The sequence below is a fragment of the Mucilaginibacter sp. P4_A11 genome, assembly GCF_056402535.1.
The window spans coordinates 64646-83812 of the sequence record NZ_JBFUHE010000013.1; the positions used below are offsets into that span (position 1 = coordinate 64646).

Consider the following 19167-nt stretch of genomic DNA (forward strand, 5'->3'; position numbering starts at 1 on the left):
GTTTTAAGCTTGTTTATTTACCCGCGGCAATTACAGGTATTTCTTCGGCGTTTTTATTCAACTCCAATACAATCACATTGCTGTTTGCATCTGGTAAGGTTTGCGGCAAATCAATGCTATAGCCTGTTATATCCTGTTTATAATTTACTTTGGTTCCGCCCAGCACATAGGCGTTGGTTATGTTAACGCCGGGCAGGTTTGGTAATGCAATTTTATCACCTTTTTTCTGAAATATGTGCAAATAGATTTTGTTTCCCTTACGTGTAACAGCATAGTTATCATTTGGAGGATAGGGGCCTCCTTTGGTGCTATAGATACTTTCGCCATATTTTTTTAACCAGGCACCCATTTGCTGCAGGGTTTCAACCTGGCGGGCTTCAATGCGGCCGTCAGGCATCGGGCCAACATTAAATAGCAGGTTGCCATTGCCGGCAGCAGTTTTAACCAGTGTTTGGATACATTCCTGCACGGTTTTTATTTTATCGTTAGGTTTCCAGGCCCATTGCTGGCAAATGGTGATGCAGCTTTCCCAAGGCTCGTTCATATTAAGCTGACCGATACGTTGCTCCGGGGTAAGATAGTCACCTACAGACTGGTCATTTAGTTTTTCGCTCTCTTTACCTAAGCGGTTATTTACAATAACGTTTGGATCAACACTTTTGATGAAATTGTAGATCTCCTGCCCGTCGGCATTGGTCCATGGTTTTTCCCAGTAACCATCAAACCAAAGCAGGTAGGGATGATATTTAGTGATGAGCTCTTTTAACTCATTCTTCATTTGCGTTTTAAAGGCTACCATATCGCCCTTAACATTCTTTGTCGAATCGTAAGGGTTGTGGATAGGGTAGTTGGGATCGTGCCAGTCGAGCACGGTGTGGTAGATGCAAAAAAGTATGCCTTGTTTTTTGCAGGCTATTGCAAGCTCAGCTACCATATCGCGTTTATAGGGTGTTTTGCTGATATTGTAGTCTGTAAATGCGGATGGCCACAAAGCAAAGCCATCGTGATGTTTGGCGGTGATCACCAGGTATTTCATGCCCGCGTCTTTTGCTGCTTTTACAATGGCATCGGCATTAAATAAAACCGGGTTAAATTCCTTATACAGATTATCATAATCTTCCTGCGCTACTTCTTTATTGCGGCTCCAGCCAATTTCGGTGCCGCGTAAAGTTACAGGCCCAAAGTGCACAAACATACCGAAGCGCCTGGTCATGAAATCGTCCAAAACCGCTTTCGGGGTTTTTACAGAAACGGCCTGCTGGCTAAAGCCAACCTGGCTTATCGAAAATAGGTAAAGGAAAATAATTGCCGCTTTTTTCATTGAGGAATTTCTGATTTGGTTATTAATAGAGGTCTTCGTCTTTATAATTTTATAAGATATGACCAGGCCGCAGGGCGGCCCGGTCATAGGGGTGTTGTTATAGTAATGCGTTGTTCCAGAAGGTAAGCTCACTCATATTAGTGTAGTTACCCTCGTTGTTTGAATTGTGTTTGATCCTGATGCGGATGTAACGTACCGGAGGCGGGTTAGGGTCAAAACTAACTTTCAATGGCGCGCTGCCATCGTCAGTTCTTTTGATCTCTTTTAGCAGCTTCCAGCCTTTGGAAATTGCCTCAGCAGTCCAGCCTGCATCATTGGCTTTTAAGTTGGTTGTTGCATTAGTCAGATCGGCTATGCCCCATACTTCAAAATCATCGGGGTTGTGGCAGCAGTTACGGCCTGTTTCTTCAATGGCAACCAAGCCTTTGTAAAGTGCACCCATATCAAAAGTGATAACTACCGGCAGCGGGCCGTTACCATCACTGTGGAAAATGTTAGGGAAACCCTGCGGGCCAACACTGCCATCCCAAAGTCTGTCGATATCTGTATCTCCTTCGTAAGGTTTGGCATCATTTGTTAAATACACTTTTTTGAAGAGACTTTTATCGCAAATAGCTACAGAATTAATTGTTGGAAAGTCTTCATAGGTAGATACATAAAAAGTATCAATAGCGGTTTTGTCAGGCATAAATGCCGAGCGGAACTGGATTTTGGTGTCGGCCTTATAATCGGGCAGAGCAATAGATAAGCTATCTGCATTGATCCTGCTAAAGCTTTCTTTTCCGGCTTTGTTCGTGTATTTAACGTCAGTGAACACGTTATGTGCACTGGTATCCATCAAATTAAAGTTAAGTTTTACTTTACCATCGGCACTGATGCCATAAGGATTTGAAAGGTTATAGTTTCTGTTTGAAAGGCCTGACTGGTAAATAGGCCCATAAACCTTAACATTGTTGACGTCGCTTGGAACAGAACGGTTGCCTTTGGCATCATACGAAAACACCGTGAATGAGTAAATATATTCATTAAGGTTTGGTACAATAACCGTTAAGCTATCCGCCGGGTTATGATTGTCTGAGTTAAAAACAACTGAGTCGGCTTTGTTATTCCAATACACAACGTATCGCGTTATGCTGGGGTCGCTGCTTGGGTGAAAGGTGAGGCCGGCGCGCAGGTTGCCCGGGCGGGGAACTATCTTACTTACTATGCCGGGATATTTAATTTCATGCCCGTTTAAGAATGATTCAAACTGCGTGTCTTGTTTGCTGCAACCGTATAGCAGGTACCCAAGCAAACCTAAAGCAGTTAATCTGATAATATTTTTAATTTTCATTTGATCTGAATTTTTAATGCTTATTGTGGGTTACCATATATTGAAAGCTCCATCATGTGGGCAAAATCACCGTTCGACCACGTGCTATGTGCCATAAACCTGAAATATTTAATAGGTGTGGAACCAGGCGGGATATTGAAGTTCACTCCCGCAGCAACAAACGAAGCATCAGCCGCGTTGGTAAACCCTGGTGTAAGGCCGGATGGCGGATTCGGAAAATGATAATTGCCTATATTCACCCAATTGCCGATAATGGTTCCAACCGGTGCATAATCAGGCAATCTTACATCCTGAGGGGTGTTGATATTCGATCCCCAGATTGAGAAATCCTTGGGGTTACCGTGCCCGTAAGCATATTGATCCGGACGTTCCCATAAAACAAAACGGCTTAACTGGGCCGATACACCCAAACTAAAAGTAACTTGCATTGGCGCAGGCGCGCCCGGTGCCGTATGCCAGCCGTTTGAGTAGCCGTCGGTTTTATTATCCCAAAGGTAGGGCACTTCCCAGCCGTAAGCGGTTGGGCTGTCTGTTGGGCTTTTATAAACTGCGAAGTTTGCTTTGTTTAGCAGTGTTTCAAAAATTGGTGTTAAAGTAACAACGGTAGTATCTGAAATGTTGCCGAATTTATCGGTAACATACACGCCAAATTGCCGCGCTACTGCCTGGTAACCCCTTACCGAATAGTTTATGGTATCTTCACTGGTATAGTGCTGATCGGCAACCTCAAGTGCCTGGGTCGATTTTTGAAAATCGAGCAAAACAACACCTATATCCCTTGCTGTGGGATTTAATGCCTTGACATTGACACCACCAAAATCAGTTGTGATATTCAGGGTAGATTTAATGATCTTATAATAAGGCTCGCCGGGATGAACTTTAACCGTTAATGGGTCTGACTTTACGTTGGCCCTGCTCACCGAATAAAGCGTTACATCATAGTCCTGGCTTTTGGCAAAGCCATCAACCGTAACTGTATCAGAATAATAGCTCGCTTTAGTTTGACGAACAGTTTTATCATTAATGCGATACTCGGCCTGTATGTATAACAGGTTATCTGAGCTTGGCAAGTCATAAGTGATATAAGCGCCGCCGTTAAAGTTTTTAACCTTTACGTTGGTAACTGCCGCGGGTTTACTTAAATCGTTGGATACCTCTTTGATATATCCGTCGTTCTTTTTGCATGAATTTAAACAAGCTGTAAACATTAGCGCCAGGAGCGCTAATGCTGTTACCGGATAATTTTTAATGCGTTTCATAATTCTTATTTATATTGAATTAATTCGTTTATGATCAATAGGGAGAGGCCTACCAGTAGGTTGTTTGTACCAGGTTGTTGTTAACCGTCAAATCGTAATCTTTTATCGGCCAAAAATAATTGCGCAACCCAAAAACAGGGGTCATCACGGTGTTAGGACGATAATAGTTTCCTGCTTCGGTTTCGTAAATATTCCAACCCTGCATAGGTGCGCTCAGCACCTGCTGAATCTCTTTCCAGCGTCGCAGGTCCCATCCGCTTTGCGCTTCAAAACAAAGCTCAATACGTCGTTCTCGGTGAATAATATCGCGTAAGCCCTCTTTGGTTGTTGGCTTTGATGGGTTTCTTGAATACGTAGCCCATGATTCAACCACGCCTTTCAGGCCGGCCCTGCTCCGCACTTTATCAATATAATTATAAACCTCAGGTGTTGGACCGCCTGTTTCATTCAAGGCTTCGGCGTAAAGCAGGTATAAACCTGCAAGCCTCATTAATGGCAAATGAAATTCGATAGATTGAAAACCATCATCATAAACCGAAAGGTAATTAGCCAGTTTTTTTGGCCAGTAGCCGGTAATGTTAAGTGTGTTACGATCTTTAGGGCCGGCTAATGAAGTATTACCACGAGCTTCCACATGGTAGGCCTGGTCCTGGTTGTAGATACCGTTACCATACCAGATACTGCCGTCGAAAGCAATGTTGGCGTAAAAACGTGTTTCGCGGCCATAATGCTCATTAATGGTGGTGTAACCTTTGGCGATATGATATTTGTCGGCATCGCCGGCTGTTTTAAGTGCGTAGCGGTTGGCGTAATCATAATCTTTATCCTCAGTAACCGGCACACCGTTGGCTGTATAAAAAAGCTCCTGTGTTGAAATTGGCACCGCGAAGGTTGAAGGGTTTGAGAATATATTTACCGCCGATTTTGGAGTTAACCTTGGTGTAGCATAACCCTGGCATGGAAAAGTTGGGTTTAAGGCCCAGATTAGTTCCGGGTTTTGGTCCCACTTTTCGGTAACAGCATTTTGGATGGTTAACTCATTACGTAACTCGTCAGACAGGGTACCAACTGTTGGCGGCGAAACGAAGGTGTACAGCTTTAACCCGTTTGCTTCACATGCATCAATAGCGGCTTTGGCAGCATCTGCAGCGCGTTTCCATTTTTGCGGATCGACGGTGGTTGAAAATAACAGCTGCCCGTCCTTGTTTTTCATACTGGCGTAATCAGGGTTGCCGTTAAACAGCGGGCTGGCCTGTGTAGCAAGCATTTCTGCTTTGATAGACATTGCGGTTAGTTGTGTAATGCGGCCCAGCTCTTTTGCCTGGTTGTTAATAACAGTAGGCAGATCGGGAATTGCCTGGTCAAGCAGTTGTACACAATAGTTAAATACCGAATCAACCGGTGCGCGTTTTACCCTTACCTCTTCGGTGCTGGCCGAGATATCAACGTTGGCTTTTATAAGCGGTACCGGGCCGTAAAGGCGGCACAGGTAATAGTGATAATAGGCTTTTAAAAACTTTACTTCGGCAATCCAACGTGCTTTTTCTGTAGGAGTAAGATCGAAGGCTTGGTCGATGTTTTCCAAAAAGATATTACACCTGCGTAGGGAACGGAATAATGCCTGCCCTCCGTTTGCTCCGTCCCACCAGTTAACACCCGGGTTACCGCTGTTTTGCATGCCGCGGATAAGGTTAAAGCCGTTTTCATTTAAAGGCTTATTGGTAAGGTTGTTAGGGTAAATGATCTCAGACGAGGTGGTGAAACCAACGTTTGAAGTGGGGTCATAAAACTGCTGCAGCGTGGCGTAGCAGGTAAACAGGTAGTTTTCGGCCTCATTGCGGTTCCTGAAAGCGTATTCCAGAGTACCGGTATTATCTGGTGTTACATCAAGATATTTTTTACATGATACACCCGAAACCAGGAGCCCTACCAGTAATAAAAGTTTATAATATTGTTTCATAATACTAAGTATTGATCAGTAAAAATTATAAGTTAACGTTGATGCCTAAGTTGAATACCTTTTGTATCGGGTAGGCAAAACCGTTTCCGCGCAGCTCCGGATCCCATAATTTAAAGGGGCTCCAGGTGTACAGGTTTAAGCCGTTAAAATAAATACGGCACTTGGTTACGTTTAAGCGTTTCAGTATCGATGGCGGCAATGAATAACCAATCTCTACCGATTTTAGCCTGATAAAGCTGCCATCGCGCATCCACCACGTACTGCTTTGGCGGTTGTTTTCAATTTGGTTGCCGGTAACGCCTAACCTTGGATAGGTAGCGTAAAGATTTTGGTTTTCCTCGCTCCAGTGGTCATCGGCAAAAGCTTTGATTAGCTGGGTATTACCGTATATGTATGGATCAGGACTTTGAATAAACGGACTAACGCGGTTAGGATCGATAAAGAACGAAACGCGGGCCTGCCCCTGGAAAAAGCAGGAAAGATCAAAGTTTTTGTAGCCGCCCGATAAACCGGCACCATATACAATTTCGGGCACGGTTGGGTTACCGATAAAAGTTTGATCGGCTCCGTCAATTTTACCATCGCCATTCAGGTCACGGTATTTGATATCGCCGCCGCCCGGAGGCACACCATTATTTGAAAATATTTGTGAAGGAGAGTTCCTGGCCTCGTTATCGTCAACAAATAAACGCTCGGCAATGTAGCCGAACTGCCTGTTTATAGTTTGGCCCGATTGATAGCGATAGGCTTCGGCCCATTGCGGTTCTTCATATTTACCGTACTTGCTGGTGGCGAGTGTAAAGTTACCACGGCCCTGCAACCAGCCTTGTTTGCCAACCTGGGCTTTATAATCTAATGACAGGTCGATGCCTTTCGAATCGGCTGTACCGATATTAGCAGTTACGTTAGGGTTGCCATATTGATCAAGTGCCTCAAGGCCCATAGTTGTAGGCAACGATGAGCGTAATTGCAGGATGTTGTAACGATGATATTTGTAAACCTCGGCAACTACGTTAAGGTTTTTAAACATGGTAAACTCAAGGCCGATGTTAAGCTGGCGTGAGGTTTCCCAGGTGATATTAGGATTTTCGTAGTTGTTGATATAAACGCCTTCGCGCCTGTAATTATTAAATGTGCCAAAATAAGCAGGGTTACCGCCGTTGAGGTTAACATCCGAAAGGTAGAAAAAGCGCTGCTGGCCAATGGCGTCGTTACCCACAAGACCGTAACTTGCCCTCAATTTTACGCGGGAAAATACATTGTACAATCCCTGGCCCCAGAACTTCTCGTCGGATACGATCCATGATCCGCCGATGGTAGGGAAGAAGCCGAACCTATGATTGGCCGAAAAACGTTCGGTACCGTTGTACCCAAAGTTAAACTCTAAAAAATAACGGCTTTTAAATGAATAAGTGGCACGACCGGCTACCGTAATGTTACGGTATGGTAATGAATACTGTAAGGTTGGCCTATCCAATATAGGGTCTTTAGCATCCGAGTATACGGTTTGCTGGCGCGTACCAATTAACGAGGCGCTTACGTTATGATCGCCAAAAGCATGGCTATAATCTAAAACACCCTGAAAAAAGATAAAGGTATTCAGATTATCAGTTCTCGGATCGCGGTTATAGGTGAGGTATTCGGTTGGTACATTTGGCACATTGTTACCGGCAGGCTGCGAGTTAAGCCACGTTAAGGTGTATTTGTTTGTAGCCTTATCATAGTTATCTACATTCGCGTTATAGTAAAACGGCGAATAACTCATTTGCGATTGGAAGTACGAATACCTGTTGGTATGGAACAAGCCGTGAAAATTAAGCCCGTCGGCTAAAAAATTCAGTTTCTGGTTTATCTCCAGTTGTGCGGAGAGCCGTGATTCTGAAAAGTTTTTATGTCCGCGTAACAATGCGGCGTACGGGTTATTGTAGGCAATGGAATTTGGCCCCGGAGTACCATTGGCTACATCGGGAGCGGCATTACCAAATAAAATGTGTTTGGCATTGCGGTTTGCCGAATCGGCCGGGAAATACGCCGGGAACAACACCGGGCTGGTGTGTACAGCTACGTTATATAAGTCGGTAGAGAATGAGGCATCAGCGGTAATAGGACCATTATACTCATTAAACGAACCCACCAACCTCACAACAAGCTCAGTGCTTTTGCTTAAGTTGATATTAACGTTTGAGCGGAGCTGGTAGTTTTCAAACTTTACGTTATTGTTGTTATTGTTGGCGATATCCTGCTTTAAAATACCATGATCAACATTGTATGATCCTGATACATAGTAGCGGGCAACATCACCGCCGCCGCTCACGCTTAAGTCTGCACGTTGGGTAGCGGTGCGTTTTTTGAAAAGCATGTCCAACCAATCTACAGCGGGATAAACATATTTATTGCTGCCCGGATCGCCGCGAAGCGCCGCTTCTGTATTTAATATTTTATTAGGTGTAAAGGGTGGTGGGCTTGTAGGATCGCGGGTTACGGTAGCTTCGTTAAAAAGCTTCATATAGGTGATAGGATCACTAAGCTGCAGCGTTTTTGCCGATTGACTTATCGAGTTCTCTACTCGGGCATTGATCTTGGCCTTACCAACTTTCCCTTCTTTGGTGGTTACCAAGATTACGCCGTTTGCGCCACGCGCACCATAAAGGGCTGTGGCACTGGCATCTTTCAATATCGAGAAGCTGGCAATATCATCAACCTGCAAACGGGCAAGATCTGAAGCTGTAAGCTCAACGTTATCGATCAGGATAAGCGGATCTTTTTTATATCCGAAGGTTGTTACACCACGGATAAAGAAGCTTGAGTTATCCAAACCCGGCTGACCGGTGGGCTGGAAAGCGATAATGCCCGCCACCTGGCCGGCAAGTGCATTGGTTAAGTTACTGGCCGGGATTTTCAGGTCCATAGGTTTAACGGTAGTTACCGAACCTACAACTGCTTCACGGCGTTCCTTTTTGCCGTAAGCTAAAACCACAACTTCATCAAGGCCGCGTTTTGATTCTTTCAGTACGATATTAACCACCAGTTTGCTGCCGGTAACTGTAAATGTTTGATCGATAAAAGTCACGTACGATACTTTAAGGATGGTACCCGGCTCGGCATCAATCACAAACTTACCGTTGGCATCGGTAGTTGTACCCAGATTTTTGCGGTTAGTAGCAATAATATTTGCGCCCGCAATTTTCCCGCCCAATGTGTCGGTCACGAGGCCGGTAATGGTTACTTTACTTTGTGCATTTGCAAATTGTGTCGAGCAAATAAAGCTCAGCAGTAATAATACAAAGCAATAAAATCCGGGTACAGGCTTATGAGAGGGCTTAAGCTCGCGCCGGGTTTTGATTAATTGGTAAAATTGTTTCATGAATTGGTTGAATAATTGGTTTTTTGGTTTTGAGTTTAGTTTGGGTGCTTTGGTTTTGAATGCCATTTAAATGCGAAGCAGGTAAAAGGTTTTTGCAATAATTAAAGGTTTGATCATGTTTACTTGGTCTTTAAAATATGTTAAGTTGACATTTAAAAGTTTTGAGGCGCGTTTATAGCTTATTACTATTGTTTGAAAAAAATCAATTGGTTAAAAAATAAACTACCTGGCACGTGTTCCCTTTGCTGTTTTTATTTTTATCGCTGTCAATTTTTAGATTGAGCGTATGTGAGCCTTTTTTAAGATCGGTACTGAAGGTTACATACCATGGCAGGTAGATCCAGGAGCTAAACTCTGTGTACAGGTCCATCTTTTTTTGGGCACCACCATCAATACTGTAGCTGATAATACCTGCGTCAGGACCAGACGCGATGGCCATACCTATAGCCGTACCACTAAATGGCAACGTCAATGACGCGCCGGGTTTAGTGCCGATAAGCATAGGCTTATGAACAAAACCTTCGCGGGTTGCCAGGTTATTATTTGGAGCCCAATCGGGGTTGATGGCCCAATCGTTTAGTTTTTTTGCATTTTGGATGCTGTAATAGCGGCCATTGTCAATATTGAATGTGTTAAGCGGCCATGGTAATGGATTCGTTTTTTGGACAATAGCCTGCTGCTTATCAAAGCAGGTATTAAGCAGTCTTTTTATAGAGGCAAAGTAAAGTTCCTGCCCATAAATGGCCGGGTGCAGGTCTTTAAAATCATATTGCCATGAAAACTCATGGTTGTTGAGTTTGTCGGTAACTTCTTTGGCCAAATTGATGGATGGTAAACCGTAGTGCTCTGCAACCAGTTCATGGTTTTTTATTTGAAGCGGGGTTTTGCCGTTGTTATAATCCCTGATCTTATCCGGATCAACAAACGACATCATCACAATATCCATTTGCGGATTGGCTTTTTTGGCATGCCTTACAATACCTTCTAAAGTGCGTACTTCGGTCAGGCTATCCAGGCCGTTTACATTATCATTTACTGCGGCCTCAACAAATAACAGATCAACTTTGCCAGAGTCAAGCACATCCCGCTGTAAGCGGAAAGCATGGGGAACACTTCCCAATGATGGGATCCCGGCCTGTATAAAATGAAAATCAGTTGATGGAAAGCGTTCGGTAAGGTAGCGGCTTATCTTTTCGCTCCAACCAGGATTAAAGGTGATAGACCCACCCAAAAAGGCTACCGTAGCTTTTTTGCCCGAATAGAATGCGTTAAGGCTGTTGGCCAGGCCGTTGCGGGTGGTAAAGTAATCGGTATATGGTAATGTTTTTTTCACAGGATAGCTGTAACTGATGATCCTATCGGCCCATTGTTCCGGGTGTTCAATAGGGAAGTGGTGCCCGTTCAGTTCCTGCGGACCAGTAGTTACCGGGTAGATCGTCATCGGCCCACCTAAGGCAGTATAGCGTTGTGCAAGGATATTAGTATTATCTGCGTTGGGTACTACCTGGTCGTTTATACCTATGATGTGCATTACAGGTACTTTAAAAGCTGCAAGGCCATCAAGGTTATCAATTGGATTGTCTTTGTAATCGAGCGCCTGTTGCTCTGTTATATGATATACCTGCTGTAGCTGTTTCCAAAGATTGGCATCGCCCGGGGCGCTTAATTTACCACCAGGCCAGCTTTTGATATCGCAAACCGGGGCTTCATTGTAAATGCAACTAACTTTATCGGGGTTGCGTTTAGCCCAGCCATACACATATAAACCTCCGCGGCTTACACCCTCAAGGGCTACTTTAGCGGCAAAAGATTGTTTGGTGGTTAAATAGTTGTAGAATGCATTCCATACCTGTAAAGCGTAGGGACTGCCGTATTGGTCGTCAACATTTACAAATGCTACGTGAAAACCTTTGGTTAGCAGGATACTATCAATATCAGTATGCCAATCCGGAAAGGAAGCCCGCCATACCCATGGATTGCCTTCCAGCGGCTTTTTAGGATTTACGTAATAGGCTTTATGAGGGCCTATGGTGATGTTAACACGTTCAAATCCCTTCCAGTTATCGTTAGCTGTATTTTGAATGGTATATACGGCTGGGGCATTGCCCGCAACCCCATTTTCATGGTTTTGTGCTGAGGCAATACCGGCCGTGAACCCAAATAATAGCGTAATTAGTAAAGTTTTAATCATTCAGTATTGGTTATAGCAATTCCATTTCAAAAACTTCGTCCTTTTTTTGGATTGCTGTTTTCGATTAAAAAATGTTTGGTAAAAACCTTATTAGCTGTTGTTTATAATCAGGATAAAAATATGTAGGGTATTAACAATAAATTGCACTTAAATTGATTTGTTTCGATACTATTTTGACATTGTATTTTTGATTTAGTGCTCAAAATGACCTTTTGAAACAATTTAGTTGTAATAAGTGTGTTTTCTACAACAAAATAATGCTGAAAAAGCTAAAAGTTGCGCAAAATTGTATTGGTTGTATTGGTTTAGTTAATGGTTTATAGTTCATAGCAGGGCCGCTAAAAACTTACGAAGCTTTTAAAACTTCGTAAGTTTGGGTTGCCTAATGCCCGATTGCAGTTAATAACGGTTCTTCAGGCTCATCCGAATAAGCTTTATTCTTTACAACATAACCCTTTATACCATAATAAAATACGTATACATAGCAAACAAGCGGCGCTATGAATGCCATTCGGATACCTGAATTATCTGATATTAAGCCCATTATTGGCGGGATGACTGCTCCGCCTACAACACCCATGATCAGCAGTGACGAAGCTACCTTGGTATAATCGCCTATGTTTTTGATACTGAGGGTAAAAATTATAGGATACATTACCGAGGTAAACAGCCCGACCATTGATAATGAAATTATGGATACGTATCCGCTTGTAAGCACCGATACCAATATCAGTGTAAATGCACCAATACTGCAAATAGTAAGTACTTTATTGGGTTTAACCTGCTTAAGCAAAAATGCTCCGAATAAACGCCCGGCTAAAACCAGCGCCATATAAAGTGTGATAAACAACGCCGACTTTTGTTCGGTAATGCCGGTAATATTCAACGATTTTGTATAGCGGATGATGAAACTTACCACACCAACCTCGGCGCCTAAATAGGCAAAAACCGCCAATACACCCAAGATTGTATGCCTAAACTGAAATACCCCCGAAAGTTTTTGACGACTGTTACCCTCATGTATAACCGGCAGTTTCAAAAAATAGAGTACCACGCAAAGGGCAATAAACAGTGCAGCCAGTGTAAGATAGGGGGGGATAACCAAATGCGCCTCGCTGCTTAAAAATGTTTTTAACTGTTCGGGGGTAAAGGATTGGATGAGGTTTGCCGGGATATCTTTTTCATGCAACAAAAATTTGGAACCGATGAATGGCCCTATAGTAGCTCCCATAGAACCAACGGCAGCAGCCAGGCTTAACCGACTTGATGCATGATCCGGATCGCCAAGTTTTGAAATGTAAGGAGTGGCTGTAACTTCCAATATAGCAAAACCTGATGCCATGGTGAATAATGCTAACAGGAATACCGGGTAAAACCGGGTGGTGGCAGCCGGATAAAATATGGCAGCACCAATAGCAGCCAATATAAGGCCGGTAAGCATCCCTGCCCTGTACCCCATTTTTTCGATAAAACGACCCGCGGGTAAAGCCATCAAAAAATAAGCTCCAAAAAATGCCGACTGGATCAGCGACGATTGCAGATCAGATAATTGGCAGGCCCTTTTCAGGTGCGGGATAAGCACATCATTAATATTGCGGCTCAAATTCCAGAAAAACATCAGGCTCATTACTATTAGTAGCGGAGCCAGGTATTTCGATGCGTTACCGTTGGTTTTGTTCATGGTTAATATCTTGATTTATCGTCTGTATCCTAATTCGGCCCCGCCGCTTACAGGCATGATGCAACCCGTTACAAACCGTGCCGCGTCCGAAAGCAGGAAAACTGCAGCGTCGGCCACTACATCGCCCTCGGGGCAATAACCTAAGGCATGGATATCATTCAAATATTTTTCTATCGATCCGGGATCCGGCTGTTCGGCTGCCCACTGTTTAAGCAATGGCGTCCATACACCGGCCGGCGAAATTGCGTTTACCCTGATGCCATATTGCGCGTAGTCAAGCGCCATTGATTTGGTCAAGGCATTGATGCCGCCTTTGGTTGCCGTATAAGCAGCATGCTGGCTTTGCCCAATATCGCCGGCCATGCTGCTGGTATTTAAAATGCAGCCTTTTGATGCTTTAAGTAAGTCTATGCCATATTTGGTTGTCCAGAAAAGACTTTTTAAATTAATGTTCATCAGGGCATCCCACTCATCCTCTTCCGTTTCATCAACAGGTTTTGAGGGATGGGCTATTGCTGCGTTGTTATGGATAGCATCAAGTCTGCCATAATATTGTTGAATGGCATCAAAAGCGGCTTTTACATCAGCTGCCTTTGATACATCGCCCGGTATGCCCTCATGGCTTCCGCCGAAATGGTCAAGCGCCTTATAAAGGGCACGCTCGTTAACATCCATTATGAAAACGATTGCCCCCTCGCGGATATAGGCTTCGGCACAGGCCAACCCAATGCCCGATGCGCCTCCGGTAATAAATATTACTTTGTTTAATAATTGGTCCATTTTTGGTTTTTAGGTGGTTGCCAGGTCGCTGCTGTTGCCTGCTTCGGCAGGTACGGCGTAATAGCCCCCGCTAATGTTGGCCGGATTTTTAAAGTATTTGGCCAAATGCGGTATGTGTTCCAAAAATAAGTTTTCGTGACCAATAGCCACATGGTTAAACAATACTAAATGCTGATGGATCTGTCCCATATCGCCAACATGCGGCACTACCGGAATGTTAAACTTTTTTGCCAGCAAGCTTATCGTCAAAAATTCAGATACACCGCCAACCCGTACGCAATCAACCTGGCAAAAATCCATGGCGCCGGCCTGCAAAAAGTTTTTAAAGATGATCTTGTTGGGGATGTGTTCGCCGGCTGCAATTTTAAGCGGTGCAATTTCTTTAGCCAGTGTTTGATGGGCCAATACATCGTCAGGGTGGGTAGGTTCCTCTATCCAATAAGGATTGATCGTGCTTAGCTCTTTACAAATGGAGATAGCTTGCGGCAGGTTCCATTTTTGATTAGCATCAAGCATAATGGTTGTTTTGTTACCAGCTTCGGCACGTACCAGTTTCGCCCTGCGGATATCACGCTGCGGATCATTTGAGCCTACTTTTAATTTCATGGCTGTAAATCCCCGGTCAAGGGCGCGTGCTACGTTCTCTTTGATCTTCTCATCCGAATAATTAAACCAGCCTACCGATGTATCATATGCCTTATAGCCAGTTTGCAAAACCCCGTTGCGCAGTGTACGGCCTGTAAAATTGCCTTTTAAAATGTTTTCAGCTTCTTCAACGGTCAATACATCTTCAAGGTAATGCAGATCAAGCGTAGCTACAAGTTCTTTTGGGCTTAGATCAAGTAGAAGCTTCCAAAGCGGCACCTGGCGGCTTTTGGCCCAAAGATCAAAACAAGCATTTACTATGGCCGCCAGGGCCAACTGCATAACCCCTTTGTGCGGCCCCAGCCAACGATAAGTAGGCGAGTCAAGTATCGAACGGTAAACCGAACCGAAATCAGCCATAAGTTCTTCGATCTCGCGTCCTTTGAGTGTTTCAGATAGATATTGTATGGCTTTGCATACCAGGTCGTTACCGGCACCAAGGGTGAACGCCAGGCCAATGCCTTTTATACTGCTGTCAGTATGCAGCTCGCAAATAGCATAAGCATACTGGGTTGAATCGTTCACGGCATCAGATCCGGCGCCATTACCCAAATTAAAACGCTTGTCGGTAACTTCAATTTTATTGATGTACATGTAAGTAAATATATTTTGCAAATAGTTTCAGGCTGTTTCAACTGAAATAGCCACTGTAAAATCTTGTTTCCTGTGTTTATAAATCGGTTTATTATATCTTTTTGGATAAGATATGATATTGTAAAATTAGCGCCGTTTGAATTTTTGCTTTCATTTTAATTGACAACTTTCGATAGTATATTTGCTTATATTTACTTTTTCTGTTCATATCTTGTTAAAATGAAACCAATTTTAGCCGTATTGTCTGACGGGGTGCAGTCAGAAGACCTCTTTGTTGCCAGGGAAGTAAAGCTTCCTTTTTTCTCAAGTGAGTTCCATTTTCACGAAGAATGTCAGCTTGTACACATTATAAAAGGCTCGGGCAAACGCATCATCGGCGATCTGGTTGATTATTTTGAAAGCGGGGAGCTTATTTTTCTTGGTTCAAATATTCCGCATGTTTGGCATAATACCAGGGAACAACCAAACGAGGATGATCCAGAAGCTTACGCGCATTCATTATCTATTCACTTCAACCCATCAAAATTGTTGATGAATCTTTCGGCGTTTGGTAACGTACGTAAAGTTGAGTCGTTTTTAAGTAAGGCGCAAAGAGGGGCGGAGTTAACGGGCCAAAGCCGGGAGCTGGTAATAAAACTAATGTACCAGATAGTACAACAAGAAGGGTTGCAAAGGATCATCACCCTGCTCGAGATCCTTAATATCATGAGTGCAGACACCGAGCACAGCCTGTTGGCCAGTATTAATTATATCAATTACTATCAATATCATGACAGTAAGCGTATGGATCAGGTATTTAAGTACATTTTTGATAATTTCAGAGAGGATATCTCATTAAATACTATTGCTGATGTGGCCAACATGAATACTTTTGCGTTTTGCAGATTTTTTAAAGCGCGTACGCAAAAGTCATTTACCCAGTTTGTAAATGAAACAAGAATAGGCTATGCCTGCAAACTGCTTAGTAATAAAGAAAACAGTATAACAGATATAGCCTATGAGTGCGGTTTTAATAACGTATCGAACTTCAACCGCTTTTTTAAAGTGATTAAAAAGGTTAGTCCGCGCCAGTACCGAAATCAGATATTATCTTAGTTTGCGGTTAATTTAAAGAGTTTTTAAACCTGTTTAATGAACTATTAGCAGGCGTTGTTTCGGCCCATTTTATTTCATCGTTCATGAAATGCTCGGTACGGCAACCATTGTTACGGATACTTTTTATAAAATCAAAATACAAGTCATTAAATACATATACGTTTTCTTTTAGTATAGCGTAATTGCTGAGTATGAAACCGAGTGTATTAACTTTAACTATGATCTGTTTTGAATCGTCGCACAGTTTAATGTGGCTTTTAATATTATTTACAACAGCAAGGTGATTGCTTACAGGCAAAGTTAGCTTTATTTTTAACCCGTCATAAAGCACTCTCATAAAGGGGGTGAAACCGCCAGCCTGCTCACTGTAAATGCGGCTTATTTCATTGAAAATATCCCTTGCCTTGTCTTCATAGCCCGATGCCAGGTATGACTCGGCCATGATAGTTTTCAATATCAATGAATATCCTGCGGAATAACCCTGGTATACCTTATTTAACCCGTTAATAAATTTGGCCGTTTTATTGTGTTTTTGGCAAATGGTTGATGTGTATAAAGCCAACAGGTAAACCACTTCGGTAAAGCCTTTTGAAACACCTGTATTTGGGACCGGATTGAAATAAAACTTGGTGATCTCAGTGAGCGACTCCTTTTTAATAATGCCGTATTTCAGATAAAACAGTATAGTTTCGATGCAATTTACGGGGTTGATTGGCAAATTTTGCAGACCTTTTAAATTATGCTGTTTTAAATCGCCAAGGTGTTTTTCAATCTTTGTCAAATCAAGTTGTATCACCGCAATAACAGCAAGGCAGGTTTTTATAAGTATTTGTTGCTGGGTTGATAAGCGGAATTGCAAAAAAGTTTCCAATACCTCTTCATAGCCAATATCAATAAACTCAAGGCTGATGAAATAATTAAAGAAATCTTCACTGCATACCTGTTTAAACAAATCCTCCATCCGCTCGGTCATGCGTGCGTTCACATGCTGGATTTTTAACAATTCACCAATAAAACTTATGATCTCTGATTTTTCATTTGGCAGTAGCTGCACGTTCAGCAAAGCTTTGAGCTCAAATTTGTAATCCTTATATATGGCGTTATAAATAAACCATTTTATAATCGGCAGTTTTTTATCCCTGCTAAATACAAGGTCGGTTAAGTTTACCAGGTTATCGTCAAATATATAATTGTTGTTATACATAAGGATCATGGCGAGCGCATACTCAAGGGTAGCTTCATCAGCCATTTTAACGATAAAATTCAGCTTATTTTCGCGTGAAAGGTTCAATTCTTCAAGAATCCCGGCGTTGATCATTTCCTGGTAAGCAGATCCGTACTTTTTGATCAGTTCGTAAACCTTTATTTTGCTAACCTCATACACTTTATTATCGGTATCCATTTGGTTGATGATGCCGGTGATGAGCAGCAATTTTTCAATTGCATAATGTCCTTTATAAACACTGTGATAATAGTTTGAGCTTACAAGATCATAGCTGGTAAGCTCATTGAAATGATTTAAGCTAAAGTTATCGCCATAGCGCTGGTAATAATATTGGAAGTATAAAGGATGGCTTAGTTTATCAATAATAGGTAAAGTTATATCATGAGCAATATTGGGGTTTATATTATCACAAAGTTTTTGGATTTCTTCAGAAGTGAACAGCGGCACGTTAAGCTTTTGATTGGTATCCATCATAAAGCCGGTGAACCATACATCGGGCTTGGCGATGACATCTTCCCTGAAGTTGCTCCAGGTTGATGAACGCATGGTTAAAATAACTTTAAACCAGGGATATTTATGGTACATGGCTATAATATCGGCCAGTTGATTAAATACTGTTTCGAATGTATTGTTCCTGAAATAAAATTCATCAAAGCCATCAATGATCAATATGAAACGGCCGCTAAAGTCTTCGGCTATTTCGGCTAATGCCTCAAGGTCTTCATCCGGGGAGAGACCGATAAGGCCCATCAGCCAGTGGTTGAGGTGTATATTTTGCAGCGATGAATTGAGCGTATTGCCATTAAAAAACAATATCAGATCCTTTTCATCTTTTTGCATATTAGCTTTTATCAAATCCTTTACCCAGTGGCATAACCCAATTGTTTTGCCGTAGCCTGCCGGAGCGGTGAAAACGGTAGCAGTGTAAGGTTGCTGCATGAATATTGACAATTGCTCGTTAATAAACTTTCGGGGTGTAGTATACTGAAACGGCATGCCCGAATGATTAACCTGGGTTTGCAAGGTGAAATTGGTAATCCGTTCTGCTTTGGCTGTTATTTTGCCAGGTTTATACGCATGACTCTCCTTTTTGACAATCGTTTTTTGCCGGCTTTGGCAAAACGCATCCCAACCGGTGTATCCACAAAACTCAGCAAGCGCGTTCATTGTGAACAACGACGGGGTGAACTTACTGTATGCAAACCCAAAGATCCGCTTCAGCGTAGTTTCACTAATGCTTTTTTGCGTTTTGTTGAATAACATTAATGACAAGGCCTTACAGTCGGCAGGGGTGATGTAAGCCATGCCCGCTTTTTCCGTTAGTTCTTTTTTTAATAAATCAAAATGATACGTCGAAAATAGATGCATCGGTAAAGGTTTTAAAAAGTGAATATATTAACTATAAAGTCAGTCAAACAAAATAGCACAACCCGTATCGGCAAAAACTCTTGGTAACTTATATAATAAAACTTATAAAAGGTTAAGGTAACTCCCTGGGGTAACGGGAGATTGTAAATACATGGCTAAACAAATATTTTCAATATTTTGTTCATTCAATAATACGTATGTTAACTGGGAATAGATTTATATTTTATGAAAAATGATATTCCGTTAGGTTGTATTTTGTTAATGAATAAAATGAACGGAAAATGAACGGAGAAAACAGAATGAACAAATGTGCAGTAATACTGAATAATATGGCTGGACTGATTTTTAATG

Annotated in this window: 11 protein-coding genes; 1 reads left to right on the forward strand and 10 read right to left on the reverse strand. The window is 42.5% G+C overall.

Annotated features, from left to right (window positions below):
* Positions 1-13 precede the first annotated feature (13 nt).
* The 9 genes from AC1DUD_RS22650 to AC1DUD_RS22690 all read right to left on the reverse strand — a co-directional run bounded on the left by AC1DUD_RS22650 (position 14) and on the right by AC1DUD_RS22690 (position 15128).
* Positions 14-1321 (reverse strand): alpha-L-fucosidase, encoded by a 1308-nt coding sequence (locus AC1DUD_RS22650; RefSeq protein ID WP_477378609.1) that lies wholly within the window; start codon positions 1319-1321, stop codon positions 14-16.
* 97 nt (positions 1322-1418) lie between these two features.
* Complete coding sequence (locus tag AC1DUD_RS22655; protein WP_477378611.1) at positions 1419-2654, reverse strand: DUF4998 domain-containing protein; 1236 nt, start codon at positions 2652-2654, stop codon at positions 1419-1421.
* A gap of 20 nt (positions 2655-2674) precedes the next feature.
* Complete coding sequence (locus tag AC1DUD_RS22660; RefSeq protein WP_477378613.1) at positions 2675-3913, reverse strand: DUF5000 domain-containing lipoprotein; 1239 nt, start codon at positions 3911-3913, stop codon at positions 2675-2677.
* Positions 3914-3962: 49 nt separating this feature from the next.
* Entirely contained in the window at positions 3963-5873 is a 1911-nt protein-coding gene (locus AC1DUD_RS22665; protein ID WP_477378615.1) for a RagB/SusD family nutrient uptake outer membrane protein, read from the reverse strand.
* Between the two features lie 25 nt (positions 5874-5898).
* Positions 5899-9237 (reverse strand): SusC/RagA family TonB-linked outer membrane protein, encoded by a 3339-nt coding sequence (locus AC1DUD_RS22670; RefSeq protein ID WP_477378618.1) that lies wholly within the window; start codon positions 9235-9237, stop codon positions 5899-5901.
* Positions 9238-9439: 202 nt separating this feature from the next.
* Positions 9440-11428 (reverse strand): SGNH/GDSL hydrolase family protein, encoded by a 1989-nt coding sequence (locus AC1DUD_RS22675; protein ID WP_477378620.1) that lies wholly within the window; start codon positions 11426-11428, stop codon positions 9440-9442.
* A gap of 382 nt (positions 11429-11810) precedes the next feature.
* On the reverse strand, positions 11811-13109 hold the full coding sequence (fucP, locus tag AC1DUD_RS22680) for an L-fucose:H+ symporter permease (protein WP_477378622.1): 1299 nt from the start codon (positions 13107-13109) through the stop codon (positions 11811-11813).
* A gap of 15 nt (positions 13110-13124) precedes the next feature.
* Positions 13125-13889, reverse strand: coding sequence for an SDR family NAD(P)-dependent oxidoreductase (locus tag AC1DUD_RS22685; protein ID WP_477378624.1), 765 nt, complete (start codon positions 13887-13889; stop codon positions 13125-13127).
* Between the two features lie 9 nt (positions 13890-13898).
* Positions 13899-15128: an enolase C-terminal domain-like protein gene (locus AC1DUD_RS22690; protein WP_477378626.1), complete on the reverse strand. Its 1230-nt coding sequence runs from the start codon at positions 15126-15128 to the stop codon at positions 13899-13901.
* Between the two features lie 219 nt (positions 15129-15347).
* On the opposite strand from AC1DUD_RS22690, the gene AC1DUD_RS22695 reads away from it, so the two are divergent.
* The gene (locus tag AC1DUD_RS22695; protein WP_477378628.1) at positions 15348-16223 is read left to right on the forward strand and encodes an AraC family transcriptional regulator; all 876 of its coding nucleotides are present in this window, start codon (positions 15348-15350) and stop codon (positions 16221-16223) included.
* 7 nt (positions 16224-16230) lie between these two features.
* On the opposite strand, the gene AC1DUD_RS22700 is transcribed toward AC1DUD_RS22695, so the two are convergent.
* Positions 16231-18816, reverse strand: a complete 2586-nt coding sequence (locus AC1DUD_RS22700) for an NACHT domain-containing protein (protein WP_477378630.1) — start codon at positions 18814-18816, stop codon at positions 16231-16233.
* Between the last annotated feature and the right edge of the window lie 351 nt (positions 18817-19167).